The following is a 25828-nucleotide window of genomic DNA, read 5'->3' as shown; positions in this document are numbered from 1 at the left end:
GGACGATGTGATCATGGCTGGGACTGTGGACGCCACGCTTCGCGAACGGGCGCGCCGGGTCATTCCAGGAGGGATGTACGGGCATCAGCGGGCGGGCCTGTTCCCGGAGAACTTCCCGCAGTACCTCGCCCACGGCGAAGGGGCCCTGATCCGGGACGTCGACGGGCGCGAGTTCGTCGACCTGCTCTGCGGATACGGGCCCATCGTCCTCGGCTACCAGCACGCCGGGGTCGAGGCCGCGGCGGCGGCCCAGCGACGGCAGGCCGACTGCCAGAACGCCCCCTCGCCCAGAATGGTGGAGCTGGCCGAACTGCTGGTGGACGTCGTCGACCACGCCGACTGGGCCTACCTGGCCAAGAACGGCACCGACGCGACGACCACCTGCCTGACCATCGCCCGGGCCGCCACCGGCCGGTCCATCATCCTGGTGGCCCGGGGCAGCTATCACGGGGCCGCCCCCTGGTGCACTCCCGGACTGGCGGGGGTGCTGCCGTCGGACCGCGCCGCCCTGCGGTACTTCGAGTACAACGACCTCGCGAGCCTGCGGGCGGCCGTGGACGAGGCCGGCGACGACCTGGCCGGCATCATCGTCACCCCGTTCAAGCACAACGACGGGGAAGATCAGGAGCTGGTCGACCCGGCCTTCGCCCGCGAGCTCCGGCAGGTGTGCGACGCCAGAAACGCGGTGCTGATCCTGGACGACGTCCGCTGCGGCTTCCGGCTGAACTACGGCGGGAGCTGGGAGTATCTGGGCATCCAGCCCGATCTGAGCGCCTGGGGCAAGGCGGTCAGCAACGGCTACACGGTCTCGGCGGTCCTCGGCATCGAGTCCCTGCGGGACGCCGCCACCCGCATCTTCAGTACGGGAACGTACTGGTTCGCGGCTGTGCCCATGGCCGCCGCCATCGCGACGATCCACGCGATCCGCGACGAGGACGGCATCGCCAGGATGGAACGAGCGGGCGAACGGTTCAGGACCGGCATCGTGGAGCAGGCCGAGGCGCATGGCCTCGCCATCTCCTACACCGGGCCCGCGCAGATGCCCTACTTCCGGTTCCTGGCCGACACGGACTTTGAGCGGATGATGCACTTCGCCCGGGTGGCGCTCGACAGCGGCGTCTACCTGCACCCGAGGCACAACTGGTTCGTCAGCGTGGCGCACACGGACGAGATCGTGGACCGGGCGCTCACCGGCACCGAGGCGGCCTTCCGCGCGGTCCGCGGCCGGTTCGGCGAGGGGTGAGAAGCCGGTTTACCGGCTGCGGCGGCGGGACCAGAGGGTGATCGCGGCCGCCGCGATCGCCAGGACCGCGAGGATGTCCACGAGCGGGTGGGCGAGCAGGGTGCTGCGCTCCTGCAGCCACGCCTGGGCCGCGACGGGGAGGAGTGCGGGGGCGTCGACGAGGCCGTTCGTGGTCCAGAACAGCACGCCGGCGCCGAGGATGAGCGCCCCCGTGAGCATGGACGTGGTGTGGAGTTCCCGGCCGAGGACGGTGAAGGCCCGGCCGCGCAGGAGGCGGCGCCGCGCGCCGAGGCGGCGCCACCCGGCGGCGATCAGCAGCAGCGGCACCACCATGCCGGCGCCGTAGACGGCCAGCAGCGCTCCGGCGGAGACCGCGTCTCCGCGGGCGGCGGCGAGGGTGAGCACCGCGCCGAGGATGGGGCCCGCGCAGAACCCGGCGACCCCGCTGGCCGCGCCGAGCAGCAGGGTCTTCAGAATGCCGGTCGCTCCGGCGGCACGGCTGCGGAGCTCGCCCGCGCCCGGCAGCAGGCGTGCCGGGTCGAAACCGAACCCGAGCAGCTGCGCGCTCCCCAGGACGACCAGCAGCACGGAGGCGGCGAGCACGATCTCCTGCCGGTGGGTGGCGAACAGGGCGCCCAGCGCACCCGCCCCCACGCCCAGCGGCACCAGGACCAGCAGCAGGCCCGTGAAGAAGACGGCGCCGTGGGCGAGCAGGCGGGGGCCGCTCCCGGCGGTGGAGGCGAAGAAGGCGGGCATCAGCAGGGCCGCGCAGGGGCTCAGCAGCGCGAGCGCGCCGCCGAGGAACGCGGTGACCAGGCCGACGTCCATCCTCGTCACCGCGCCTTGGCGAGAGCCTGCTCGAAGGCGTCGGTGAACACCTGCTTGGGCTGGGCGCCGGCGATGGGCTGCCCGCCCATCAGGAACACCGGCGTCGAGGGGACCCCCAGTTCCAGGCCGAGCCGTTCGTTCTCGCCGATCTGCTGGGCGGTCTTGTCCGCGGCCAGGTCGGTGCCGAAGCGGCCGGTGTCCAGGCCGAGCTCGCCGGCCAGCGCGATGAGGGCGTCCTCGCTGAGGTCGGACTTGGCGCGTTTCTTGCCGTCCTTGAAGAGCGCCCTGTGGTACTCCCAGAACTTGCCCTGGAGCGCGGCGGCGTAGGAGGCCCGGGCGGCGCGTTCGGACTCCGGGCCGAGGATGTTCACGTCGCGCCATTCGATCCGCAGGTCACCGGCCTCGGCGTGCTTCATCATCGCGGGCAGGGTCTCGTGGCTCCACTGGGCGCAGAACGGGCACTGGTAGTCGGAGAAGACGATCAGCGTCACGGGCGCGTCGGCCGGGCCCGCGGCCAGGGGGTCGTCCGGGTCGCGGCGTTCGACGGAGGTGAGGTCCGGCTGGCCGGAGGCCTGGGTGGGCGCGGGGGACGGCTCGGCCGTCGCGACGGGGGCGGGCCTCTGGGCCATGGCGACCACCAGCGCGATGAGCAGTGCCGCCATGGCGACGATGACGACCGGCACGATCCACGGCCGCTTGGCCGCCTGCCCGGTTCCCGTACTCACTGATTTTTCTCCATCTTCGGCGTGACATCAGTCCGATCGACTATGCCACATAGTCGACTATGCAAGATAGTAGGTCTCGTGCATGATGGGGGTCATGGCGTTTCTCACCCTCTCGTCGTGGCCGCAGACCGTCCGGCTGGCGGTGCGCGGGCTGCGGGGCTGGACGGCCCGCCAGGTGTGGGTCGCGGCGGGTACGGCGGCGGGCTTCGGGCTCCTCCTCGGCCTGGCGACGGTGCTGATCCCCAACGCGTTCTTCGGCCGCGACATCCCGCCGGTGTGGTGGAACTATCCGGTGTGGGTGCTCACGTCCGTCCTCGTCGGCATGCTGGTGGCCACCTACGTGCAGGACAGCGGGCAGGAGAGGGACCGGCGGACGAGCCGGCTCGGCGTCCTGGGAGGGGTGCTCGCGTGGTTCGCGGTCGGCTGCCCGGTGTGCAACAAGCTCGCGCTGCTCGCCCTGGGCTACTCGGGCGCGATCACCTGGTTCGCCCCCGTGCAGCCGTTCCTCGCGCTCGGGGGGCTCGCCCTGACCGGGGTCGCGCTCGTGTGGCGGTTGCGGGGACAGGTCGCCTGCCCCGTGCCGGGCGAGGAGGCCGTACGGTGAGCGAGCCGCCCCGCCTGGGCGCCCTGGAGACCCAGGTGATGGACGTGCTGTGGGATCACGGACCCCGCACCATCCGGGGCATCATCGACCAGCTCCCCAAGCAGCCCGCCTACACCACGATCGCCACCGTACTGACCAACCTCGGCCGCAAGGGCCTGGTCACCGCGCGCCGGGAGCAGCACTCCACCTGGTACGAGGCCCGGATACGCCGCGAGGAGCACGTGGCGTCCGTGATGCGGCACGCGCTGGAGACCAGCCGCGACCGCGCCGGGACGATCCTGCACTTCATCGACACAATCCCCGCCGACGACCTCGACCTGCTCCGCGACTACCTGCGGCGGCGCGACGACGGAGACACCTCGTGACCGCGGGGGCCCTCGTCGTGCTCCTGGTGGCGGCCCTGGCCGTGTCCGCGCTGGCCGGGCCCCGGCTGCTGCGGCACGCCGCCCCCGCCCTCACCCGCCTGCCGCGGGTCGCGGCCGGGCTGCTGGCGGGCGGCACCCTGGCGTGGGTGTTCACCGCGCTGGCGCTCGGGCCGCTGCTGGCCTGGGTGGTCTCCGGCCCGGCTCTGCTGCCCGGCCACGCCGCCGAGGTCTGCCGGCGGTGCCTCGCCGCGGCGAACCCGTTCTCCGGCACGCCCCTCTACACCGCCGTGCCCGCCCTTCTGCTGCTCGTCCTGCCCGCGCTCGCGGCCACGGTCCTGGGGGTGGCGGTCGTACGGGAGATCCGGCGGCGCCGCCGGGCGACCGCGCACACCGGGCGGCGGCTGCGTGACCGGGGCGAGCCCCGCACGGTCCTCGGCCATCGGGTCCTCGTGATCGACGACCCGCGCCCGTTCGCGCTGACCCTGCCCCGGCGCCACGGCGGCATCACCGCGTCCACCGGCGCCCTGCGCGCGCTCGCGCCCGACGAGCTGGCCGCGGTCCTCGCGCACGAACACGCGCATCTGAGCCAGCGCCACCACCTCATCACCACGGTCATGGCCAGTGTCTCCCGGCATCTGAGCTGGGTGCCTCTCATAGCCGCCGGTCAGGCGGCGCTGGGCCACTACCTGGAGATCGCCGCCGACGACGCCGCCCGCCGACGGGCCGGGACCCCCGCGCTGGCCAGGGCGCTGCTCACCCTCGGGGAACACGCGCCCGCCCCGCTGGACGGCGCCCTGCACATGCTCGGGCCGGACCGCATCCGGCACCTCGTGCGGCCGTCCACCGGCGCGTCCGGCGTGCTTCCCGCCCTCGCCGCCACCGCCTACCTGACCGGCCTCGTGCTGCTGGCGGGCATCGTGCACGTGCCGTACGTCGTCGCCGCGCTGCAAGGATGCGCCTGAAGAGGCGGCGGGTGACGTGCGGGGGGTGTTCTCCCGTAGGCTGCCAGCACGCTCTCGGTGCAGGAACCCGGTGAGATTCCGGGGCGGTTCCGCCACTGTGATCAGGCCCGTACGGGTCTGCAGCCAGATACTGGCCGAGGGCGATCCGACCGCTATACGGGGCGAGAACCCCGGAGGAGGAGCCTGGCCATGGCCGCGTCCGCACGTCTGTGCCTGTTGTCGACGTCCGACACCGATCTGCTCTCCGCGCGGGCCAGCGGGGCCGCATACGCGCTGGCCAATCCGGCGCGCGACGGCGACGCCGCTCTCGAAGCCTGTGTGGCGGGCGCCGATCTCGTCGTCGTGCGGCTGCTCGGGTCGCCGCACGACCTGTGGCCGGGGCTGGCGGACGTCCGCGCCGCCGGGACGCCGGTCGTCGTGCTGGGCGGGGAGCAGCAGCCGAACGCGGAGCTGATGGAGCTGTCCACCGTGCCCATCGGGGTCGCGGCGCAGGCCCACCGCTACCTGGCCGAGGGCGGGCCGGTCAACCTGTCCCAGCTGCACGCCTTCCTGTCGGACACGGTGCTCCTGACCGGGGAGGGGTTCGAGCCGCCGGCGGCGATTCCCGCCTGGGGGTTCGCCGAGCGTGCCGCGCCGGTCGACGCCTCCCTGCCGCGGGTCGGCGTCCTCTACTACCGGGCCCACGAGGCCAGCGGCAACACGGCCTTCGCCCACGCGCTGGCCGACGCCGTGGACGCGACCGGCGAGGCCGTCGGGGTGCCGATCTTCGCCGGTTCGCTGCGCAGCGCGCCCGACGACCTGTTCGAGGCGCTCGGGACTCTCGACGCGCTGGTCGTCACCGTGCTCGCCGCGGGGGGCAGCGTCCCCGCGTCGGTGAGCGCGGGCGGTGAGGACGAGACCTGGGACGTGGAGCGGATCGCCGCCCTCGACATCCCGGTGCTGCAGGGCCTCTGCCTGACCGGCGGCCGGGCGGAGTGGGAGGCGAGCGACGACGGCGTCACCCCGCTCGACTCCGCCAGCCAGATCGCGATCCCGGAGTTCGACGGGCGGATCATCACCGTGCCGTTCTCCTTCAAGGAGATCGACGCCGACGGTCTCCCCCGCTACGTCGCCGACCCGGAGCGCTGCCGCCGGGTGGCCGCGATCGCGGTCAACCACGCCCGGCTGCGCCGGGTGCCCAACGGCGAGAAGAAGGTGGCGCTGGTCCTGTCGGCCTACCCGACCAAGCACGCGCGGATCGGCAACGCGGTCGGCCTCGACACCCCGGTCTCCACGGTCCGCCTGCTGCGCCGGCTGCGCGACGCCGGCTACGACCTGGGCCCGCCGGGCGCGGTGCCGGGCCTCGACCTCGGCGACGACACCGAGGCGGGCGACGCGCTGATCCACGCGCTGATCGCGGCGGGCGGCCAGGACGAGGAGTGGCTGACCGCGGGGCACCTCACCGGCGCCCACGTGCGGATCGGCGCCGGGCAGTACGCCCGCTGGACGGCGGATCTCCCCGCCGCGCTGCGCGAGAGGATGGCCGAGGCGTGGGGTGAGCCGCCCGGCGGCCTGTTCGTCAACGACGCGGGCGAGATCGTGCTGGCCACGCTGGTCGCCGGGAACGTGGCGCTGCTCATCCAGCCGCCCCGGGGCTTCGGCGAGAACCCCGTCGCCGTCTACCACGACCCTGACCTGCCGCCGACCCACCACTACCTGGCCGCCTACCGCTGGCTGGAGTCCCCCGAGGCCGACGGCGGCTTCGGCGCGCACGCGGTGGTGCACGTCGGCAAGCACGGGTCGCTGGAGTGGCTGCCCGGCAAGAACGCCGCGCTCTCCGCCGCGTGCGGCCCCGACGCGGTGCTGGGGAGCCTGCCGCTCTTCTACCCGTTCCTCGTCAACGACCCCGGTGAGGGCGCCCAGGCCAAGCGCCGGGCCCACGCCACGATCATCGACCACCTCGTCCCGCCGATGGCGCGCGCCGAGACGTACGGCGACATCGCCCGGCTGGAGCAGCTGCTCGACGAGTACGGCAACATCGCCGCGATGGACCCGGCGAAGCTGCCGGCCATCCGCGGCGAGATCTGGTCCCTTCTGCGGGCCGCGGAGATGCACCGCGATCTCGGCCTGGACGACCGCCCCGAGGACGACGCGTTCGACGACTTCGTGCTGCACGTCGACGGCTGGCTCTGCGAGATCAAGGACGTGCAGATCCGCGACGGCCTGCACGTGCTCGGCCAGGCGCCCACCGGTGAGGCCCGGGTCAACCTGGTGCTCGCGATCCTGCGGGCGTCCCAGGTGTGGGGCGGGGTGGGCGACGCGATCCCCGGCCTGCGCGCCGCGCTCGGCCTGCCCGACGACGCCCCGACGGCCACCGTCGACCTGTACGAGGAGCGGGCCCGCTCGCTCGTCACCGCGATGGAGGCGGCCAACTGGGACCTTTCCGCCGTGGACGCCCTGCACGACGACCCGGTGGTCCGTCAGGTGCTGGCCTTCGCCGCGGCCGAGGTGGTGCCGCGCCTGGACCGTACCGCCGACGAGCTGGACGCGCTGCTGCACGCCCTGGACGGCGGCTACGTCGCGGCGGGCCCGTCGGGGTCGCCGCTGCGCGGCCTGGTGAACGTGCTGCCGACCGGCCGCAACTTCTACACGGTCGACCCGCGCGCCATCCCGTCGCGGCTGGCGTGGCAGACCGGCCAGGCGATGGCCGAGTCGCTGGTGCGGCGCTACCTCGACGAGACCGGCGGCTATCCGGCCTCGGTGGGGCTGTCGGTCTGGGGCACCAGCGCGATGCGCACCGCGGGCGACGACATCGCCGAGGTGCTGGCCCTGCTGGGGGTGCGTCCCGAATGGGATGACATGTCGCGGCGGGTCAGCGACCTGAAGGTCATCGACCTGGCCGAGCTGAGCCGCCCGCGCATCGACGTGACCGTGCGGATCTCCGGTTTCTTCCGCGACGCCTTCCCGCACGTGGTGGCGATGCTGGACGACGCGGTGCAGCTGGTGGCCGGGCTGGACGAGCCCGACGAGATGAACTACGTCCGCGCGCACGCCCGCGCCGACCTGGCCGGGCACGGCGACGCGCGCCGGGCGACCACGCGGATCTTCGGCTCGAAGCCGGGCTCCTACGGCGCCGGGATCCTGCAGGCCGTCGAGTCGGGCACCTGGCGCGACGACCGCGACCTGGCGGAGGTCTACACGGTGTGGGGCGGGTTCGCGTACGGGCGCGGCCTGGACGGGGTGCCCGCTGCGGACGACATGCGCACCGCCTACCGGCGGATCAAGGTCGCCGCGAAGAACGTCGACAGCACCGAGCACGACATCGCGGACTCCGACGACTACTTCCAGTACCACGGCGGCATGATCGCCACCGTGCGCGCGCTGACCGGGTCCGATCCGAAGGCGTACGTGGGCGGCTCGACCTCGCCGGACGCGGTGCGGACCCGCACCCTCCAGGAGGAGACCAACCGGGTCTTCCGGGCGCGCGTGGTCAACCCGCGCTGGATCGGGGCGATGCGGCGTCACGGCTACAAGGGCGCGTTCGAGCTGGCCGCGACCGTGGACTATCTGTTCGGGTTCGACGCCACCGCCGGGGTCGTCCACGACTGGATGTACGAGTCGCTGGCCCGGTCGTACGTGCTCGACGCGACCACCCAGGAGTTCCTGCGCAGGTCGAACCCCTGGGCGCTGCGCGGCATCGTGGAGCGCCTGCACGAGGCCGCCGAGCGCGGCCTGTGGGCGGAGCCGGACGAAGAGACGATGAAGGCGCTGCAGCGGGTCTACCTGGAGGTCGAGGGTGACCTCGAAGACGGCGCGTGACGATCGGGGGACGGCGGTGACCACCCACGTGCACGTGGTGGGCTTCGGCATGGGCCCGCACCACCTGACGGGCGAGGGCGCTCAGGCCCTGGCGGCGGCCGATTACGTGCTCGCCGCGCGCAAGGGCGACGGCGACGCGCTGCTGGACGTGCGCCGCCGGATCTGCGCCGAGCACGGGCTGGACCTGGTCGAGGTCGCCGACCCGGAACGCGACCGCGACGACCCGGCCGACTATCCCGCCGCGGTGCGCGCCTGGCATGCCGCGCGCGTGGACGCGTACGCCCGGGAGCTGGCCGCCCGCGGCGGGACGGCGGCGTTCCTGGTGTGGGGCGACCCTTCGCTGTACGACTCGACGCTGCGGATCCTCGACCGGCTCGGCGAGCGGATGGACCTGACCTGGGACGTGATCCCCGGCATCAGCGCCCCGCAGGTGCTGGCCGCGCGGCACCGGATCGTGCTGCACGAGGTGGGCAGGCCGGTGCACATCACCACGGCGCGCCGGCTGCCGGAGGCGGTCGCGGACGGCCGGCGCGACATCGTGGTGATGCTCGGCTCCGAGCGGAACCTGGACGGCCTCCGGGAGTTGCCCGGCTGGCGGATCTGGTGGGGCGCCAACCTCGGCGCGGCCGGTGAGCGGCTGCTCTCCGGGCGGGTGGGCGACGTGCTGCCCGGCCTCCACGCGGCCAGGGAAGCCGCCCGTGAGGAGGCGGGCTGGGTGATGGAGATCTGTCTCCTGCGCGCTCCGGAGAGGGGGTCCGCGCCGTGAGCGGTCTGCTCGTCGCCGGGACCACCTCCGACGCCGGGAAGTCGGTCGTGGTCACCGGGCTGTGCCGGGCGTTCGCCCGCCGCGGCGTGTCAGTGGCGCCGTACAAGGCGCAGAACATGTCCAACAACTCGATGGTCTGCCACTCCCGCGACGGCTCGGCCGCCGAGATCGGGCGCGCCCAGTGGGTGCAGGCGCTGGCCGCCCGGGTGACGCCGGAGCCCGCTATGAACCCCGTCCTGCTCAAGCCCGGCTCCGACCGCCGCAGCCACGTCGTGGTGATGGGCCGGCCGGCAGGCGAGGTCGCGGCGACCGACTTCACCACCGGCCGCCGCCACCTCGCGGCGGCCGCGCACGCGGCCTACGACGACCTGGCCGCCCGGTTCGACGTGATCGTGGCGGAGGGGGCGGGCAGTCCCGCCGAGATCAACCTGCGTTCCAGCGACTACGTGAACATGGGGCTCGCCCGGCACGCGGACCTTCCCGTCGTCGTGGTCGGCGACATCGACCGCGGCGGCCTGTTCGCCTCCCTGTTCGGGACGGTGGCGCTGCTGGAACCCGCCGACCAGGCGCTGATCTCGGGCTTCGTCGTCAACAAGTTCCGCGGCGACCTCTCCCTGCTACGGCCCGGCCTCGACCGGCTGGAGTCCCTGACCGGGCGGCCCGTCCACGGCGTGCTGCCGTGGCATCCCGGCCTCTGGCTCGACTCCGAGGACGCCCTCGACCTCGACGGCCGGCGCGGCCCGGACGGCGCCCGCGTGCGGACGGCGGTCGTCCGGCTGCCGCGGATCAGCAACTTCACCGACGTCGACGCCCTCGGCCTGGAACCCGGCCTCGACGTCGTCTTCGCCTCCGCCCCGCGCGACCTGGCCGACGCCGACCTGGTGGTGCTGCCCGGCACCCGCGCCACGCTCGCCGACCTGGCGTGGCTGCGCTCACGCGGCCTGGACGCCGCGATCGAGGCGCACGCGCGGGCGGGCCGGCCGCTGCTCGGGATCTGCGGCGGCTTCCAGATGCTCGGCGCCGAGATCAGCGACCCGCACGGGGTGGAGGGCCCGGCGGGCACCCGGGTCCCCGGGCTCGGGCTGCTTCCCGTCACGACCTCGTTCCACCCCGGCAAAGTGCTGCGCCTGCCGTACGGGGAAGCGCTGGGGGCGACGGTCACCGGCTACGAGATCCACCACGGGCGGGTCACCCGCGCCGGCGACGTCGAGGAGTTCCTGGGCGGGGCCCGGTCCGGGCTGGTCTTCGGCACGATGTGGCACGGCGCCCTGGAGGGCGATGCGTTCCGGGCCGCTTTCCTCGCCGAGGTCGCCGGGCTGGAGCCCTCCGGGGCGAGTTTCGCGGCGGCGCGGGAACGCCGGATGGAGCTGCTGGCCGACCTGGTCGAGGAGCACCTCGACGTCGACGCCCTGCTCACGCTGGCCCGCACGGGAGCACCCGCCGGCCTGCCCACCCTGACCGTGGAGGCGGTGCGATGAGGGTCCTACTGCTGGGCGGCACCGCCGAAGCACGTGAACTGGCCCGTCTTCTGGTGGACGCGGGTGTGGACGTCACGTCGTCGCTCGCCGGGCGGGTGGCACGTCCCCGGCTGCCCGTGGGCCGGGTGCGGATCGGCGGGTTCGGCGGTGTGCCCGGCCTTCGCGCGGCACTCGCGGACTACGGTCTCGTGGTCGACGCGACCCACCCGTTCGCGCGCGGCATGAGCGCCAACGCGGTGGAGGCCTGTGCCGCGGAGCGGGTTCCGCTGCTCCGGTTGGAGCGGCCGGGCTGGGAGCCCGACCCGTCCTGGCGGTACGCCGCCACCCACGACGAGGCCGCCGAGCTCGCCGCCGAACTCGGGGAACGCCCCTTCCTCACCGTCGGGCGGCAGGAACTGGCCCGGTTCGTGCCGTCGCTGCGCGAGGCCGCCGTGCTGGCGCGGGTGGTGGACGCCCCCGGCATCGAGCTGCCTCCGGGCTGGCGTCTTCTCACCAGTCGCGGCCCGTACACGCTGGACGGCGACCTCGGGGTGATGCGCGGGCATGGCTCGGACGTGCTGGTCACGAAGGACTCCGGCGGCTCGTACACGTGGCCCAAGATGGAGGCCGCGGCCAGGCTCGGCGTCCCCGTCGTGGTGGTCGCCCGGCCGGAGCCGGACCCGAGGGCGCCGGTGGTCGGCGCGGTGGGCCCGGCTCTCGACTGGGTACTGTCGCACCGCTGAGCGAAAACGCGGCCGAGTGCGGTGAACAGCCGGGCACTGGTCTCGGGAGGACGCCGACCGGGCCGGAGCGCGGCGAACAACCGGGCGCTGACCTCAGGGGGACGCACCGCTGAGGTCAGTCGCGGCCGAGCGCGTCGAGGGCGGCGAACAGCCGGGCGCTGGTCTCGGGTGGGCGCACCGCGATGCGTACCCACGTGGCGTCGAGGCCCGGGAAGGTGTCCGCCCTGCGTACGGCGACGCCGCGCTCCCGTAGCGCCTCGCGGACGCCTGGGCCGGGGCGGGCCAGGACGAACGAGGTCCGTGAGGGCAGCACCTCGATGCCACGCGCGCCGAGGCCGTCCACCAGGGCCTCCCTCCACTCGGCGATCTCCTTGGCGCGGCGTGCAGCCTCGGCGGTCGCCTCCGGGGAGGTGCACGCGATGGCGGCGGCGATGGCCGGGGTCGACACCGACCACGGGATCTGCCTGGCCTCCAAGGCGGCGATGGAGCGGTCGCTGCCCACCACGTAACCGGCGCGGATGCCGGGGATCGACCAGTGCTTCGTGAGGCTCCGGATGACCAGCAGGCCGCGGCGGCGGTGACCGGCGAGCGACTCCGGCTCCCCCTCGACCGTGTCCATGAACGCCTCGTCCACGACCACCACCCGCTTGGGACGGCGCAGCCGCAGGATGTCCTCGGCCGGATGCAGGACTCCGGTCGGGTTGGTGGGGTTGCCCAGCACCACGAGGTCCGCGTCGGCGGGCACCGCGTCCGGGTCGAGCCGGTAGCCGTCCTCGGGGCGGCACTGCACCACGGTGACCTGGTGCCCGGCGCGTTCGAGGGCCGCGTGCGGCTCGGTGAACTGCGGGTGCACCACCACGGCATGGCGCCACTGCTTCCACCGGGCGATCAGTTCGAACGCCTCGGCGGCTCCGGCGGTGACCAGGACCTCGTCCGTACGGCGGCCGTGCAGTCCGGCGATCGCCTCGCGCGCGGGGGTGGCGTCCGGGTAGGAGACGGAGTCGCGCACCCCTTCGAGCAGCGCGGAGTCGAGCCACGCCGGTCGCGGCCCGGGGTAGACGTTGACGGCGAAGTCGATCAGCCCCGGCCCGGTCTCCCGGTCGCCGTGGTGGTGCAGGGGCTCGACGGGCGCGGGCTCGGGTGCCCTATCGCCCGTATGAAGCGACGCGGCTGTTTTAGCGCCGGTACGAGTCGACGCGGCCACCGGCTCAGGTGCCGTGTCGCTGGTACGAGCCGACGCGGCTTTATTGCCGGTACGAGTCGGCGGGGCAACCGGCTTGGCCACGGCCGCCGCCTCCGCGAACCGCTGGGCCAAGTGCGGGTGGCCCGCCCAGTGGACGTGCAGGTAGGAGGCGTGCAGGGTGGGCGAGGCGACGCCGATGAGCTCGCCGTCGATGTCCCAGGCCGGGGTCCAGCCGGACGGGTGGCGGGTCAGCGCGGTGCGGTGGAACTCGTGGCCGGTCACCTCCTCCCCTTCGCGCGACAGCAGGTCGTCGCCCACCGCCTTGGCCACCGGGTACCGCAGGGTGAGGCGGTCGGTCATGGTGGCGGTGGCGCCGATCGCTCCAGCCATCGGGGTGCCGTCGAGGGCGTCGAGCAGGTAGAGCAGCCCGGCGCACTCGGCCACGGTCGGCAGCCCCGCCGTGACCGCGTCGCGCACCTGGGTCAGCAGCGGCACGTTGCGGGCGAGCTGCCGGACGTGCATCTCGGGGAAGCCGCCGCCGAGCAGCAGCGCGCGGGTGCCGTCCGGCAGCGACTCGTCGGTCAGGGGGTCGAAGGGCACGACGCGGCATCCCGCCGCGGTCAGCAGTTCCGCCGTCTCCGCGTACAGGAACGTGAACGCGCGGCCCGCCGCGACCGCCACCACGGGCGCCTCCCCGCCGACGGGACGCACCTCGGCGGCCGGATCCCACGGCACGGCGTCCAGGCCGGGTGCCGTGCGGGCCGCTTCCAGTACGGCGTCGAGGTCGACGTGCCGGGCGACCCGCTCCCCCAGCCGGGCCACGGCGTCCGCGGCCCCGTGGCGCTCGGCCGCGGGCACCAGGCCGAGGTGGCGGGACGGCGCGGAGAGAGCGTCGTCGTGCGGGACGACGCCGAGCACCGGCAGCCGCAGGGAACGCTCGACCTCGGCGACGTTGCGGGCGGAACCCGCCCGGTTGAGGATCACGCCGACCACCTCCACCGCCGGGTCGTACGCCGCCGTGCCCGCGACGATGGCGCCCGCCGAGCGCGACATTCCGGCGATGTCGACGACCAGCACCACCGGCGTCCGGGTCAGGCGGGCGACGTGCGCGGTGGAGGCGAACCCGTCGGTGCCGAGCCGCCCGTCGTGCAGGCCCATCACGCCCTCGATCACGGCCACGTCGGCGTCGCGGGCGCCGTGCAGCAGCAGGGGGACGATCCGCTCCTCCCCCACCAGGTGCGGGTCGAGGTTGCGGCCGGGCCTGCCTGTGGCCAGGGCGTGGTAGCCGGGGTCGATGTAGTCGGGGCCGACCTTGTGACCGGAGACCCGCACGCCGCGGTCACGCAGCGCGGCCATGAGGCCGGTCGCCACGGTGGTCTTCCCCTGTCCGGTGGAGGGTGCGGCGACGGCCAGCCGCGGCAGGGTCACCATTCGATTCCTCTCTGTCCCTTCTGCCCGGCGTCCATGGGGTGTTTCACCTTGGTCATCTCGGTGACGAGGTCGGCGGCCTCCAGCAGTTCAGGCGCCGCCCGGCGGCCCGTGATGACGACGTGCTGGCGGCCGGGGCGGTCGCGCAGCGCGGTGACGACGTCTTCGAGGTCGATCCAGCCCCAGACGATCGGGTAGGTGAACTCGTCGAGCACGTACAGGTCGTGGGTCTCGGCGGCGAGCCGGCGCTTGATCTCCTGCCATCCTTCGGCGGCGGCGCGGGCGTGGTCCTCGTCGCCGCCCTGCTTCTTGGCCCACGACCAGCCGGAGCCCATCTTGTGCCATTCGACCGGCCCGCCCTCGCCCGTCTCCTCGTGCAGCTTGCCGAGGCGTTCGAGCACGGTCTGCTCGCCGATCCGCCACTTGGCGGACTTCACGAACTGGAAGACCCCGATGTTCCACCCCTGGTTCCACCCGCGCAGGGCGAGCCCGAAGGCGGCGGTGGACTTCCCCTTCCCGTCGCCGGTGTGGACCATCAGCAGCGGCCGGTTGCGGCGCTGCCGGGTGGTCAGGCCGTCGTCGGGCACGGTGAGCGGCTGTCCCTTGGGCATCAGGCCTCCTCTTCGAACGCTTCGGAGGCCCATCGGGCCACCTCTCCGATGACGGTGACGGCGGGCGGGCGGACTGCTCCGGCCGCGCGGGCGATGTCCCGCAGCGGCGCCTGCACCACCTCCTGGTCGGGGTGCCCGCCGCGCGCGACGACGGCCGCCGGTGTCGTCGCGTCCATGCCGTGTACGAGCAGCGCCTCGGTGATGGCGGCCAGGTTGGCGACGCCCATCAGCACCACGAGCGTCGTCCCGGAGGCGGCGAGCGCCGCGTAGTCCAGGCTGCTCTGCGGATGGCCGGGCGGGACATGGCCGGAGATCACGCTGAACCCCTGGACGAGCCCGCGGTGGGTGACCGGGACTCCGGCGAGCGCCGGAACGGCGATCGCGGAGCTGACCCCGGGCACGACGCGCACCGGCACGCCCGCCTCGGTGCAGGCGATGACCTCCTCCATGCCGCGCCCGAAAACGAACCCGTCCCCGCCCTTGAGCCGCACCACCCGCCGGCCGGCCCGCGCGTGGGTGATGAGGAGTTCGTTGATCCGCTCCTGCGGGGTGAAGGGGCCGCGGGGCATCTTGGAGACGTCCACGATCTCGGCGCCGGGGGCGGCCCACTCCAGCGCCCCGGCCGGGGCCAGATGGTCGACCAGCAGCACGTCGGCCTGTTCGACGGCGGCGCGGCCGGCGACGGTCATGAGCCCGGCGTCGCCGGGCCCGCCGCCGACGAGAACGACCGCCCCGGGGCTCAGGGCTTCGAGCGTGCCCATCAGGCGACCCGGCCGGTGACCACGTTCACGAGCCCGCCGGCGCTGACCCGGGCCATCGGCACGTGCTCGGCGCGCAAGTGGCCCGCCAGCACCTCGGCGAGGCCCAGCCTGAGCGGGCCGTCCTCGCAGTCGACGACGACGCTCGGCACCCCGAGGGCGGCCAGGCAGCCGGCGGCCTGCCGGGAGCGGGCCACCGCGTCGGCCCCTGAGGTGGCGCGGCCGTCGGTGACGAGAACCAGCAGCGGGCGCATCCGCGCGTCGCGCAGCCGTTCCCTGCGCAGCACCCGATGGGCCTCCACCAGGGCCTCGGCCAGCGGTGTGCGTCCTCCGGCGGGCAGTTCGTCCAGGAGAGCGGCGGCCACCTCCACCGACCCGGTCGGCGGCAGGGTGAGTGCGGCGCCGTCACCCCGGAAGCTGATCAGCGCCACCTTGTCGCGGCGGCGGTAGGCGTCGGTGAGCAGGGAAAGGATCGCGGTCTTGACCTGGACCATGCGACGCCGCGCCGCCATCGACCCCGAGGCGTCCACACAGAAGAGCAGCAGATTGGCCTCCCGCCCCTCCCGCACGGCGACGCGCAGGTCAGCGGGGAGCAGCACGACCCGCCTGCCGGTCCTGTCGCCGACGTCGCGGCACTCGGCGGCTGCACCCTGGGCGGCGTGCCCCTGGGCGGCGTGGCGTTCTGCGGCGGCGCGCAGCGTCTCGACCAGGTGGAGCGGGCCGGTGCCCGTGCCGCTGCCGACGCGGCGTCCGCTGGAGCCCAGGGCTCTGCTGCGGCGACCGGGGCTGCCCTGGCCTACGCCGTCGACGGTGAAGAGCCGGGGCCGGTACGCCGCCTGGGCCCGATCGACGGTCTCGCCGCCCGGGGCGGCGGGCTGTCTGGAACGCTCGGGTTCCCTCGGGGATTCGGCTTCCGTGTCGGGGGCGGTGTCGGCGGGTTTGGGGCTGGTGTCGGCGGTCTCGTAGTCGGACGCCTCGGCCTGGTTCTCGACCGATGCCCCGCCGGGCGCGTCCCCGGCCTGGTCCTCGACCGGCGTCTCCCCTGCTCGCTCCTCGCCCGGTGCGTCCTCGGTCGGTGCTGCGCCGGGTGGGTCTCCGTCCGGCGGCTGCGGGGGTTGCGGTAGTTCGTCGTCGCCGAGTACGCGGTCGAGCAGGTCCTCGTCGATGCCGGGGGCGTCGAACGGGTTCCGGCGGCGGCGGTGCGGCAGCGCCAGCAGGGCCGCCGCCCGGATGTCGTCGCGGGTGACGTGCCGGCGGCCCGTCCAGGCGGCGTGGGCGACGGCGGTGCGGGCCGTGACGATGTCGGCGCGCAGGCCGTCCACCTCGAACGCGGCGCACACTTCGGCGATCTTGAACATGGCGGCGTCGCCCAGCAGCACGCCGCCGAGCCGGGCGCGGGCGTCGGCGATCCGGCGGGTCAGGTCGTCCTGCCGGTCGGCGTAGCGGGCCGCGAAGGCCGCGGGGTCGCGGTCGTACGCGAGGCGCCGGCGCACGATCTCGACGCGCCGGCCTGGGTCGCGCGGGGCGGCCGCCTCGACGGTCAGGCCGAACCGGTCGAGCAACTGGGGGCGGAGCTCGCCCTCCTCGGGGTTCATGGTGCCGATCAGTACGAAACGAGCCGCGTGGCTCAGCGACACCCCGTCGCGCTCGACGGTGACGCGGCCCGTCGCGGCGGCGTCCAGCAGGAGGTCCACCAGGTGGTCGTGGAGCAGGTTGACCTCGTCCACGTAGAGGACGCCGCGGTGCGCGCGGGCCAGCAGCCCCGGCTCGAACTCGACGGCTCCCCTGGTGAGCGCCTTCTCCAGGTGCAGCGACCCGAGCACTCTGTCCTCGGTCGCTCCGACGGGCAGTTCGACGAGCCGCACCGGCCTGCCGGCCACCTCGGCGCCGGAGCCGAAGGGGCCGTCCGGTGACGACTCGGCCGGATCGCGCGGGTCGACGGAGAAGCGGTCTCCCTCGTACACCTCGATCCACGGAAGGACGTCGGCGAGGCCGCGGACGGTGGTGGACTTCGCGGTCCCCTTCTCGCCGCGGACGAGGACGCCGCCGATCTCCGGGCTGATCGCGGTGAGGACGAGGGCGAGGCCCATGTCGCCGAGGCCGGAGGCCGTCGAGGGGTCGTACTCGCAGCCGAGGATGGCAGAGAAGGGGTATTTCGTTGGCACGTGTGAGGCTCCCGCTCGCTAGGCCAGACGTCATCGACACGCGAGGCCGGTCTTCGGACTTGTCGAGTCGCTCACGAGGAGTGCTCGATTCACCGCAGCGGGCCTGTGCCGGAATCTCACCGGCTTCCCAGATTCTCCCCGTTGACCTTCCCCACCGTTTCCGATGGCTGGGCGCGGGGGCACCTCACGTTGACCACCACGATAGCCTCCCTTGACGTGCCAGTCTCCACAGGCCCTCTGCTGACCGTCGTCGGCGTCGGCGCGGACGGGCGGCTCGACGAGACCGCCGCCGCGCTGGTCCGCGACGCCGAGGTGCTGCTCGGCGGCCGTCGTCATCTGGCGGCCGTCCCCGAGGTGGCGGGTCAGCGGCGGCTGCCGTGGCCGTCGCCGCTGGCGGAGGGGCTGCCTGAGCTGCTGGACGGGCTGCGGGGGCGCCGCGTGGTGGCCCTGGCGTCCGGTGACCCGATGCTGTCGGGCGTCGGCACGACCCTGGTCCGTCTGCTGGGGGCCGGCGGCGTGCGGGTGCTCCCCGCGGTCTCCTCGCCCGCGCTGGCGCGGGCGCGCATGGGCTGGTCGGCCGAGGAGTCGGTGGTGGTGACCCTGGTGGGGCGGCACGAGGCCCGGCTGCTGCGGGAGGTCGCCCCGGGGCGGCGGCTGCTCCTGCTGACCTCCGGCCCCGGGACGCCGGCGGTCGTGGCCGGGCTGCTGGTGGACTCCGGCAACCCGGACGCGGTCGTCACGCTGCTCGGTGATCTGGGGAGCCCGGAGGAGTCGCGGGTGACCCGGACGGCCCGTGAGTGGGTGGACGTGCCCCCCGGCGAGGTTCCCGCCCTGCACGTGCTGGCCGTCGAGATCCCGGCGGCGAGCATCGGCTGGTCCTCGGCCTGGGTCGCGGGCCTGCCCGATGACGTCTTCGAGCATGACGGGCAGCTCACCAAGCGTGATCTGCGCGCCTCGGCGCTGGCCCGCCTCCGGCCCGCGCCCGGTCAGCATCTGTGGGACGTCGGGGCGGGGGCGGGGTCGGTCGGCATCGAGTGGCTGCGGGCGCATCCGGCGTGCCGGGCGACCGCCGTGGAGGCCGATCCGGCGCGTGCCGCGCGGATCGTGCGCAACGCCGTCCGGCTGGGTGTGCCGGACCTCCGCGTGGTCGAGGGGCGGGCGCCGGAGGCGCTCGCGGGTCTCGACGCCCCCGACGCGATCTTCGTCGGGGGCGGGGCGAGCAGGCCCGGTGTGCTCGACGTCTGCCTCTCGGCTTTGCGGCCGGGCGGGCGGCTGGTGGTGCACGGTGTCACGCTGGAGACCGAGCAGGTGCTGGCGGAGGCGTTCCGTGCCCGCGGCGGGGAGCTGACCCGGATCGCGGTGGAGACCGCCCGCCCGGTGGGGACGTTCACCGGGTGGACGCCGGCGCGCACCGTGACGCAGTGGAGTCTCAGTCTCTGAGCTTCGCCGACCGGTCCCGTCCGGCGCTGTAGAGGTAGGACTCCCCTCCGCCTCTCTGGTCGAGCGCCCGCCCGACCATGATCACTGCCGCCTGCCGGAGCCCGGCCTCCTCTACCTGGTCCGCGATCGTGCCGACCGTCCCGTGCAGGACCAGTTCCTGCGGCTGGCTGGCGCGGTACACGACGGCCACCGGGCAGTCCGGGCCGAGCACCGGCTCCAGTTCCGCCATCAGCTCGCGGGTCCGGGTGATCGCGAGGTGGAGCACGAGGGTCGCGCCGGTCGCCGCGAACGCGGTCAGCGACTCGCCCTGCCCCATCGGGGTGGAGCGGGCGCGCGTACGGGTCAGCACCACCGACTGGGCGACGAGCGGCACGGTCAGTTCGCTGCCCACCCGAGCGGCGGCCGCGGCGTACGCGGGGACGCCGGGGGTGACCTGCCAGGAGACGCCCGCCGCGGCCAGGCGGCGGGTCTGTTCGTGCAGGGCCGAGTAGAGCGACGGGTCGCCCGACGTCAGCCGCACAATCCGGCGGCCCGCCCGCGCCGCGTCCACGAGGAGTGGGGTGATCTCGTCCAGGTTCAGGTGCTGGGTGTCCACGAGTTCCGCTTGCGGGCCGCAGTGCGCCAGCACGCCGGGGTCGAGGTAGGTGCCGGGGTAGAGGACGAGGTCGGCCTCGGCGAGCAGCCGCGTGGCGCGTACGGTCAGCAGGTCGGCCGCGCCCGGCCCGGCGCCGACGAAGTGGACGGTCACCGGACGTACCTCGGGGTCCAGACCCCGGCGGCGGAGACGCGGGTGGACGAGGCGCCCACGATCAGCAGGCATCTCATGTCGATGGCCGCCGGGTCCAGTTCGCCCAGCGTGGTCACGGTCAGCGACTCCCCGGCGCGGCCCACGTCGCGGCCGACCACGACGACGGTGCCGGGGCCGCGGTGCTTCAGCAGCACGTCACGGGCGGTCGCGATCTGCCGGGTGCGGCTGCGCGAGGCCGGGTTGTAGATCGCCAGGACCAGGTCGGCCTCGGCGACGGCGCGCAGTCTCCGCTCGATGACCTCCCACGGTTTGAGCCGGTCCGACAGGCTCAGCACCGCGAAGTCGGCGCCGATCGGAGCTCCGGCGCGGGCCGCCACCGCCTGGACGGCGCTGACGCCGGGCAGGACGCGCACGGTCACCTCGGCGAAGGCCGGGTCCTCGGCCGCCTCGAAGACGGCGGCGGCCATCCCGAAGATCCCGGCGTCGCCGCCGGAGACCACCGCGACCTTCTCGCCGCGCCGGGCGAGGTCGAGGGCGAACCTGGCCCGCTCCACCTCGACGGTGTTGCCCGACGCGTGCCGGTTCAGGCCGGGGCGCTGCGGCACCCGGTCGACGTACGGGCCGTAGCCGACGACGTGGTCGACCTCGGCGAGCGCGGCTGCGGCCTCGGACGTGAGCCAGTCGCCGGGGCCGGGGCCAAGCCCGACGACAAGCAGCTCAGCCACCCCGGCGGCGGAGGTCTCAGCGGCGGAAACCCCCGCCTCGGCCGCCCCGGCGGCGGACATCTCGGGCGTCTCCGTGGTGTTCCGGGAGCGTGGGCCGTTGAGGCTGTCTCCGGTGACGACGATCAGGGAGAAGTACGGGACCTTCGTCTCGTCCACCTCGGTCACCGGCTGCCACCGCTGCTCGGGCATGGAGGCGCGCTCGACGTACAGGGCGTGGTCGAGGCGGCCGGCGGCGGTCAGGGCGCGGCGTACGGCGGGGAAGGTGCGGCCCAGCTTCATGATGATCGCGCCGTCGGTGCCGGCGAGGCGGCGGGCGAGTTCGGGTTCGGGCAGGGTGCCGGGCAGGACGGTCAGCACGTCGGTCTGGCGTACGAGCGGGCTCCCGGTCAGCGCTGTGGCGGCGAGGAAGGCGGGGACGCCGGGCACGATCTCGGTCGGGTATCTCTCGGAGAGGCGGTCGTGCATGTACATGTACGACCCGTAGAAGAGCGGATCGCCCTCGGAGAGCAGCACGACGTCCCGTCCCTGGTCGAGGTGGGCGGCGAGCCGGGCCGCGGACTCCTCGTAGAACTCCGCCAGCGCCCCGGTGTAGCCGCCGGGATGGTCGGTGGAGTCCGTGGTCACCGGGTAGACCAGCCGCTCTTCGATGACCTCGGTGGGGAACAGCCCGGCGGCGATCCGCCGCGCGTTGGACTGCCTGCCCCGGGCGGAGTGGTAGGCGATCACGTCGGCCTGCCCGATCAACCGAGCGGCTTTGAGGGTGAGGAGTTCGGGGTCTCCGGGGCCGACGCCCACCCCGGCGAACCTGCCGGTGCTCATTCCGCCTCCTGGGCGAGGGCGTTGAGCGCGGACGACGTCATCGCCGAGCCGCCGCGGCGGCCCCGCACGGTGACGAACGGGATGTCGATGCCGTGGCCGGCGGCGAAGTCCTGCAGCGCCTGCTTCGACTCGGCGGCGCCGATGAAGCCGACCGGGCAGCCCACGATCGCGGCCGGGCGGGGCGCCCCGTCGATCAGCAGCTCCAGGAGGTGGAACAGGGCGGTCGGGGCGTTGCCGATCGCGACCACGGCCCCTTCGAGGCGCGGCTCCCAGAGCGAGACGGCGGCGGCGGTGCGGGTGGTCCCCCACTCCTCGGCCAGGCCGGGCACCCGCGGGTCGCCGAGGGTGCAGATCACCTCGTTGCGGGCGGGCAGCCGGCTGCGGGTCACGCCCTTCACGACCATCGTGGCGTCGCAGAGGATCGGCGCTCCCGCGACGAGCGCGGCGCGGGCGGCGGGCACCAGGCGCGGGTGGATGACGAGGTCGTCGGTCAGGTCGATCTGGCCGCTGCCGTGGATCATCCGGACGGCCAGCTTCTCGGCGTCGGCCGGCACCGCGGACAGATCGGCCTCGCGCCGGATCGTCGCGAACGAGTCGAGGTAGATCTGGGGTCCGCGGTCGACGTACGCGTAGCGGCGGTTCGGCCGGCGCGGCAGGGTGTCGGGTATCGGGTTCATCGGGTTTCCTCGGGGATCAGGACGCCACGCCAGGGGGTGACGACGAGTTCGGGGGCTGCGGCGCAGAGCCGTGCCACGGCGGCGCGGTCCAGCCCTTCCTCCGGCACCTTCCGGTGAACGCCTCCGGGGACCGGGCCGAAGGGCAGGGGCGGGGCCGCGGCGGGGACGTCACGGGATCGGGCGACCGGTTGGATCAACGGTTCAGGTAGTTCGGCGACGTGCCAGGGAGCCTCCGGGCCCGTGCCGCGTACGTCGAGAAAGCGCCGGGCGAGGTCGGCGAGGTGCGTGTGAGCCTTCCGCAGAGGAACGACAGGGCACCACCCGTCACCGGCCCGGAGCTGGGCCGACCCGTCGCCGAGCGCCACCAGGCCCAGGTCGCACGGGCGGTCCAGCAGGTCCCCGCGGCCGTCATCCAGGACGAAGAGGAACCGGCCGGGCAGCCGCCCCAGCTCGGGGTCGCCGCAGAGCGCGGCGTCCAGAGCGGCGACCACGGGACGCAGGTCGGCCCGGCCGCCGGCCAGCCCGGTCTGCGGGGACGCCAGCACGTTGCGCGCCAGGTCGTGCGCGCGGCTGGGCAGCAAGCCGGTCGCCTCCAGGGCGGTGATCACCTCGTCGGGGAGGCGTCCGGTGCCGGGCATCGCGCGTAGTTGCAGGTTGGCGCGGGTGGTCACATGAACGTGCCCGTCCCCGTACCGCTCCGCGACCCCGGCGAGGGCGTGCAGCGCCGTCGCGGAGACCCTGCCGCCGGGGAGACGCAGCCGCACGAGCAGCCCGTCGGCGGCGGGCCAGGGGCGGAGCACGCCCGGGCAGCGGTCTGGTCGGAACCGGTTCATGTCACCTGGCCTCCCGGGCGTATATCGGGCCGGTCTCGATCCACAGCCGTCCGTCCGCCCGGCGGAGGGCGACGGGTGGGGTGGGTGCAGGAATCATGAAGGGCCTTCCTGGTCGGGGTGGACGCTGATCTGCGGGACGCCGGTGCGGGGGTGGGCGTGGACGTCCGCCGTCACCTCGTACACCTCGGCAAGTAACGCCGGGGTGAGGACCTGGGCGGGCGGGCCGTCGGCGACGACCTGACCGGCGTGCATCACGCAGATCCGGTCGCAGAAGGCGGCGGCGAGGTTGAGGTCGTGCAGGGCGATCACGGCGGTCACGCCCAGGCCGCGCACCAGCCGCAGCACGTCGAGCTGGTGGCGCAGGTCGAGGTGGTTGGTGGGCTCGTCGAGCACCAGCGTGCCGGTCTGCTGGGCCAGGGCGCGGGCGATCAGGACGCGCTGTTTCTCCCCGCCCGACAGCCGGTCGAACGGCGCCTGGGCGAGCGCGGTGACGCCGAGCGCGTCCAGGGCGTCCATGATGATCCGCCGGTCGCCGTCGTCGTCGCCTTGAAAAGCCTTCTTGTACGGGCTGCGGCCCATCGCCACGACCTCGTACCCGCTCAGCTCGAACTCCCCGGGCGGCTCCTGCACGACGGCGGCGAGGCGGCGCGCGAGCCGGCGGCCGCTCATCCGCCAGATGTCCTCGCCGTCCAGCAGCACCCGCCCCGAGGTGGGGCGCCGTGCGCGGTAGAAGGTGCGCAGCAGGGTGGACTTGCCCGCGCCGTTGGGCCCGGTCAGCGCGACGACCTCGCCGGGCGTCAGGTCGAGGACGGCGTCGCGTACGAGGTCGCGGTCCGCGACGGCGACGCCCACCCGCTCGGCGCGCAGGTGACCGGGCGTCATGAGGCCGCCTTCCGCCGCATCAGCCAGAGGAAGAACGGGCCGCCGGCGAGCGCCGTCAGGATGCCGACCGGGATCTCCTCCGGCGCGATCACCGTACGGGCCGCCAGGTCGGCGGCGATCAGGAAGGCCGCGCCCAGCAGCGCGGCGGCCGGGAGCGCCCGCCGGTGCCCGGCGCCGGTCAGCAGGCGCACGATGTGCGGGAGCATCAGCCCGACGAACCCGATGGCGCCGCTGACCGCGACGACGGCGCCGACCATCAGGGCGACGAGGACGAAGAGGCAGGCGCGGAAGCGGTGCACGTTCAGCCCCAGGGAGGCGGCCGCCTCCTCCCCCGCCAGCAGCAGGTCGAGCGGGCGGGACACGCCGAGCAGCGCCACCGTGCCGAGCAGCACCGCCGCGGCCGGGATCGGGACCAGGTCCCAGGAGGTGCCGCCGAAGCCGCCCAGCATCCAGCGCATCGCCGACTCGGTCTTGCGCGGGTCGCCGGAGGTGACGATGAGGTAGCCGGCGATCGCCGAGAGCACTTCGGCCGTCGCCACCCCGGCCAGGATGAGCCGGACCGTGGTCATCCGGCCGCCGGAGCGGGCCAGGACGTACACCAGCGTCAGCGCGCCCAGCGCCCCGATGAACGCGGCCAGCGGCAGCGAGAACGCGCCGAACACCGTGAGGTTGAGGACCAGGACGAGCACCGCGCCGACGCTCGCCCCGGACGAGACGCCCAGCAGCATCGGGTCGGCCAGCGGGTTGCGCACGAGGGCTTGCAGGGCCATCCCGCAGACCGACAGCGCCGCCCCGGCGACGCCGCACAGCAGCACGCGCGGCGCCCGCACGTCCAGCACGATCGTCTCCCTGACCGGCGGCCAGGTGGGGTCGACCAGCGCGGGCACGGCCCGGTGGGCGAGGATGCCCCACACCTCGCCGGCGGCCAGCGGGACGGACCCGGCCGCGATCCCGGCCGTGGCCGCTGCCAGGACGAGGGCGGCGAGCAGGGTCAGGACCAGCGCGTACGGCAGGCGGGGCACGGCGGCGGCGAGCGCGGTCACGAGAAGCGGTCCGGGTGGAGCTGCCCGGCCAGCGACTCGACCCCTTCCGGCACCCGGACGCCGAGCACCGTGGCCGACAGCGGCAGCACCGCGAACCGCTGCTGCTTGATCGCCGGGACGTCCTTGAGCGCCGGGCTGGACAGGAGGAACCTCTTCTTGTCCGCCACCGGCCGGTCGCCGTAGTCGTAGATGACGATCGCCTCGGGCGCGCGGTCGGCCACCTGCTCGAACGACACGTCGCCGAACGCCTTGCCCAGGTCGGCGAAGAGGTTCACGCCCCCGGCCCGGCTGATCATGTCGTTGCCGATGCCGGCCCCGCCCGCGGTGAACGCTGTCTTGTCGCCGCTGTCGTACACGAACACCTTGACCGGCTCGGCGCCCCGCACCTTCTCCTCGACGCTCTCCAGCACGGCGCGCATCTCCGCGACGCGCCGTTCGGCGCGGTCCCGCACGCCGAAGATCCGGCCGATGGTACGGATCTCCTCCTCCAGGAGATCCACGGTCACCGGGCCGTCCGGGCAGGCCTCCAGGCTGAGGTACGCGTCGATCCCGGCCTTGGCCAGCGCTTCCCTGCTGCGCCCTCCCTCGTCGAAGGCGCTGCGGAACCCGCCGTACACGAAGTCGGGCTCGGCCGACAGCAGGACCTCGTACGACGGATACTCCTCCGCGAGCACCTTCACGCTGTCGTAGGCGGCTCGGTACTCGGGCGGGATGCGGTCATCCAGGAAGGCGGTGCCGGCCATCGACCTCTCCAGCCCGAGGGCCAGCATGATCTCGGTGACGTGCTGGTTCATCGTGACCGCCCGCTGCGGGGGCCGCTGGTACGTGGTGGTCACCCCGCAGTTGGTCACCGTGACCGGGTAGCCGGCGGCGGTGGGCCGGGGCGGGGAGACCTGCGCGGTGCCGCATCCAGTCATCAGCGCGACGACCAGCAGGATCGTGAAAGGGAGCGAGCGTGAGCTCGTCATGGGCGGAGCCTTTCCTGACCGGCGTGACAGGGCGGGATCGGTCAAGCAGGCGCCCAC

22 protein-coding genes and 2 riboswitches are annotated in these 25828 nt (G+C 74.2%); of the genes, 9 read left to right on the top strand and 13 right to left on the bottom strand.

The window, feature by feature from the left end:
- The first annotated feature begins 13 nt into the window (after positions 1 to 13).
- Positions 14 to 1243, top strand: a complete 1230-nt coding sequence (locus tag AB0J42_RS24395) for an aminotransferase class III-fold pyridoxal phosphate-dependent enzyme (protein ID WP_364298118.1) — start codon at positions 14 to 16, stop codon at positions 1241 to 1243.
- A 9-nt stretch (positions 1244 to 1252) separates the two neighbouring features.
- On the opposite strand, the gene AB0J42_RS24390 is transcribed toward AB0J42_RS24395, so the two are convergent.
- Together AB0J42_RS24390 and AB0J42_RS24385 are read right to left on the bottom strand one after the other, a co-directional pair.
- Positions 1253 to 2071, bottom strand: coding sequence for a cytochrome c biogenesis protein CcdA (locus tag AB0J42_RS24390; RefSeq protein ID WP_364298254.1), 819 nt, complete (start codon positions 2069 to 2071; stop codon positions 1253 to 1255).
- A gap of 5 nt (positions 2072 to 2076) precedes the next feature.
- A complete protein-coding gene (locus tag AB0J42_RS24385) occupies positions 2077 to 2796 on the bottom strand; it encodes a thioredoxin domain-containing protein (protein ID WP_364298116.1) in 720 nt (239 codons plus the stop codon).
- A gap of 94 nt (positions 2797 to 2890) precedes the next feature.
- On the opposite strand from AB0J42_RS24385, the gene AB0J42_RS24380 reads away from it, so the two are divergent.
- The 7 genes from AB0J42_RS24380 (at position 2891) to AB0J42_RS24350 (ending at position 11491) form a co-directional block, all read left to right on the top strand.
- Positions 2891 to 3400, top strand: coding sequence for a hypothetical protein (locus AB0J42_RS24380; RefSeq protein ID WP_364298114.1), 510 nt, complete (start codon positions 2891 to 2893; stop codon positions 3398 to 3400).
- Positions 3397 to 3765: a BlaI/MecI/CopY family transcriptional regulator gene (locus AB0J42_RS24375; protein ID WP_364298112.1), complete on the top strand. Its 369-nt coding sequence runs from the start codon at positions 3397 to 3399 to the stop codon at positions 3763 to 3765. The genes AB0J42_RS24380 and AB0J42_RS24375 overlap by 4 nt, the downstream gene beginning before the upstream one ends.
- The gene (locus AB0J42_RS24370; RefSeq protein ID WP_364298110.1) at positions 3762 to 4727 is read left to right on the top strand and encodes a M56 family metallopeptidase; all 966 of its coding nucleotides are present in this window, start codon (positions 3762 to 3764) and stop codon (positions 4725 to 4727) included. The genes AB0J42_RS24375 and AB0J42_RS24370 overlap by 4 nt, the downstream gene beginning before the upstream one ends.
- 38 nt (positions 4728 to 4765) lie before the next feature.
- Positions 4766 to 4881, top strand: a riboswitch (cobalamin riboswitch).
- Between the two features lie 35 nt (positions 4882 to 4916).
- Positions 4917 to 8525, top strand: coding sequence for a cobaltochelatase subunit CobN (cobN, locus tag AB0J42_RS24365; protein ID WP_364298108.1), 3609 nt, complete (start codon positions 4917 to 4919; stop codon positions 8523 to 8525).
- On the top strand, positions 8503 to 9291 hold the full coding sequence (gene cobF, locus AB0J42_RS24360; protein ID WP_364298106.1) for a precorrin-6A synthase (deacetylating): 789 nt from the start codon (positions 8503 to 8505) through the stop codon (positions 9289 to 9291). Before cobN ends, cobF begins: the two co-directional genes overlap by 23 nt.
- On the top strand, positions 9288 to 10769 hold the full coding sequence (locus AB0J42_RS24355) for a cobyric acid synthase (protein ID WP_364298104.1): 1482 nt from the start codon (positions 9288 to 9290) through the stop codon (positions 10767 to 10769). The genes cobF and AB0J42_RS24355 overlap by 4 nt, the downstream gene beginning before the upstream one ends.
- A complete protein-coding gene (locus AB0J42_RS24350; RefSeq protein WP_364298102.1) occupies positions 10766 to 11491 on the top strand; it encodes a cobalt-precorrin-6A reductase in 726 nt (241 codons plus the stop codon). The genes AB0J42_RS24355 and AB0J42_RS24350 overlap by 4 nt, the downstream gene beginning before the upstream one ends.
- Before the next feature lie 115 nt (positions 11492 to 11606).
- Here the strand turns inward: AB0J42_RS24350 and AB0J42_RS24345 are convergent, their stop codons facing one another.
- From AB0J42_RS24345 to AB0J42_RS24330, 4 genes are read right to left on the bottom strand one after another with little or no spacing between them, the layout of a single operon-like run.
- Entirely contained in the window at positions 11607 to 14105 is a 2499-nt protein-coding gene (locus tag AB0J42_RS24345; protein ID WP_364298100.1) for a cobyrinate a,c-diamide synthase, read from the bottom strand.
- On the bottom strand, positions 14099 to 14713 hold the full coding sequence (cobO, locus tag AB0J42_RS24340) for a cob(I)yrinic acid a,c-diamide adenosyltransferase (RefSeq protein WP_364298098.1): 615 nt from the start codon (positions 14711 to 14713) through the stop codon (positions 14099 to 14101). Before cobO ends, AB0J42_RS24345 begins: the two co-directional genes overlap by 7 nt.
- Entirely contained in the window at positions 14713 to 15474 is a 762-nt protein-coding gene (cobA, locus tag AB0J42_RS24335) for a uroporphyrinogen-III C-methyltransferase (protein ID WP_364298096.1), read from the bottom strand. The genes cobO and cobA overlap by 1 nt, the downstream gene beginning before the upstream one ends.
- Positions 15474 to 17636, bottom strand: coding sequence for a VWA domain-containing protein (locus AB0J42_RS24330; protein WP_364298094.1), 2163 nt, complete (start codon positions 17634 to 17636; stop codon positions 15474 to 15476). The genes cobA and AB0J42_RS24330 overlap by 1 nt, the downstream gene beginning before the upstream one ends.
- A 26-nt stretch (positions 17637 to 17662) precedes the next feature.
- A riboswitch (cobalamin riboswitch) is annotated at positions 17663 to 17835 on the bottom strand.
- Between the two features lie 17 nt (positions 17836 to 17852).
- Here AB0J42_RS24330 and cbiE point away from each other — a divergent pair.
- The gene (gene cbiE, locus AB0J42_RS24325) at positions 17853 to 19076 is read left to right on the top strand and encodes a precorrin-6y C5,15-methyltransferase (decarboxylating) subunit CbiE (protein WP_364298092.1); all 1224 of its coding nucleotides are present in this window, start codon (positions 17853 to 17855) and stop codon (positions 19074 to 19076) included.
- Here the strand turns inward: cbiE and AB0J42_RS24320 are convergent.
- From AB0J42_RS24320 to AB0J42_RS24290, 7 genes are all read right to left on the bottom strand, one after another.
- Positions 19066 to 19824 (bottom strand): SAM-dependent methyltransferase, encoded by a 759-nt coding sequence (locus tag AB0J42_RS24320; RefSeq protein WP_364298090.1) that lies wholly within the window; start codon positions 19822 to 19824, stop codon positions 19066 to 19068. The genes cbiE and AB0J42_RS24320 overlap by 11 nt on opposite strands.
- A complete protein-coding gene (locus AB0J42_RS24315) occupies positions 19821 to 21368 on the bottom strand; it encodes a precorrin-2 C(20)-methyltransferase (protein WP_364298088.1) in 1548 nt (515 codons plus the stop codon). The genes AB0J42_RS24320 and AB0J42_RS24315 overlap by 4 nt, the downstream gene beginning before the upstream one ends.
- Positions 21365 to 22045 carry a precorrin-8X methylmutase gene (locus AB0J42_RS24310; RefSeq protein WP_364298086.1) on the bottom strand — a complete coding sequence of 227 codons (681 nt, stop codon included), beginning with the start codon at positions 22043 to 22045 and terminating at the stop codon, positions 21365 to 21367. The genes AB0J42_RS24315 and AB0J42_RS24310 overlap by 4 nt, the downstream gene beginning before the upstream one ends.
- Complete coding sequence (locus AB0J42_RS24305) at positions 22042 to 22878, bottom strand: nitrite reductase (RefSeq protein WP_364298084.1); 837 nt, start codon at positions 22876 to 22878, stop codon at positions 22042 to 22044. The genes AB0J42_RS24310 and AB0J42_RS24305 overlap by 4 nt, the downstream gene beginning before the upstream one ends.
- A gap of 93 nt (positions 22879 to 22971) precedes the next feature.
- Positions 22972 to 23760 carry an ABC transporter ATP-binding protein gene (locus AB0J42_RS24300; protein ID WP_364298082.1) on the bottom strand — a complete coding sequence of 263 codons (789 nt, stop codon included), beginning with the start codon at positions 23758 to 23760 and terminating at the stop codon, positions 22972 to 22974.
- Positions 23757 to 24803 (bottom strand): iron chelate uptake ABC transporter family permease subunit, encoded by a 1047-nt coding sequence (locus tag AB0J42_RS24295; RefSeq protein WP_364298080.1) that lies wholly within the window; start codon positions 24801 to 24803, stop codon positions 23757 to 23759. The genes AB0J42_RS24300 and AB0J42_RS24295 overlap by 4 nt, the downstream gene beginning before the upstream one ends.
- Positions 24800 to 25771 (bottom strand): ABC transporter substrate-binding protein, encoded by a 972-nt coding sequence (locus tag AB0J42_RS24290; RefSeq protein WP_364298078.1) that lies wholly within the window; start codon positions 25769 to 25771, stop codon positions 24800 to 24802. Before AB0J42_RS24290 ends, AB0J42_RS24295 begins: the two co-directional genes overlap by 4 nt.
- Positions 25772 to 25828: the final 57 nt, after the last annotated feature.

This window comes from Nonomuraea sp. NPDC049649 (assembly GCF_040675175.1).
In the GTDB taxonomy this organism is placed as follows: domain Bacteria; phylum Actinomycetota; class Actinomycetes; order Streptosporangiales; family Streptosporangiaceae; genus Nonomuraea.
The sequence above is the reverse complement of the archived record's forward strand: the minus strand, read 5'-3'. Positions and strand labels throughout refer to the sequence as shown.

Excerpts from the sequence above, each read along its gene's own strand:
- AB0J42_RS24395 (WP_364298118.1), top strand. The coding sequence starts at position 14 with ATGGCTGGGACTGTGGACGCCACGCTTCGCGAACGGGCGCGCCGGGTC.
- AB0J42_RS24390 (WP_364298254.1), bottom strand. The coding sequence starts at position 2,071 with ATGGACGTCGGCCTGGTCACCGCGTTCCTCGGCGGCGCGCTCGCGCTG.
- AB0J42_RS24380 (WP_364298114.1), top strand. The coding sequence starts at position 2,891 with ATGGCGTTTCTCACCCTCTCGTCGTGGCCGCAGACCGTCCGGCTGGCG.
- cobN (WP_364298108.1), top strand. The coding sequence starts at position 4,917 with ATGGCCGCGTCCGCACGTCTGTGCCTGTTGTCGACGTCCGACACCGAT.
- AB0J42_RS24350 (WP_364298102.1), top strand. The coding sequence starts at position 10,766 with ATGAGGGTCCTACTGCTGGGCGGCACCGCCGAAGCACGTGAACTGGCC.
- AB0J42_RS24345 (WP_364298100.1), bottom strand. The coding sequence starts at position 14,105 with ATGGTGACCCTGCCGCGGCTGGCCGTCGCCGCACCCTCCACCGGACAG.
- cobO (WP_364298098.1), bottom strand. The coding sequence starts at position 14,713 with ATGCCCAAGGGACAGCCGCTCACCGTGCCCGACGACGGCCTGACCACC.
- cobA (WP_364298096.1), bottom strand. The coding sequence starts at position 15,474 with ATGGGCACGCTCGAAGCCCTGAGCCCCGGGGCGGTCGTTCTCGTCGGC.
- AB0J42_RS24315 (WP_364298088.1), bottom strand. The coding sequence starts at position 21,368 with ATGAGCACCGGCAGGTTCGCCGGGGTGGGCGTCGGCCCCGGAGACCCC.
- AB0J42_RS24310 (WP_364298086.1), bottom strand. The coding sequence starts at position 22,045 with ATGAACCCGATACCCGACACCCTGCCGCGCCGGCCGAACCGCCGCTAC.
- AB0J42_RS24305 (WP_364298084.1), bottom strand. The coding sequence starts at position 22,878 with ATGAACCGGTTCCGACCAGACCGCTGCCCGGGCGTGCTCCGCCCCTGG.
- AB0J42_RS24300 (WP_364298082.1), bottom strand. The coding sequence starts at position 23,760 with ATGACGCCCGGTCACCTGCGCGCCGAGCGGGTGGGCGTCGCCGTCGCG.
- AB0J42_RS24290 (WP_364298078.1), bottom strand. The coding sequence starts at position 25,771 with ATGACGAGCTCACGCTCGCTCCCTTTCACGATCCTGCTGGTCGTCGCG.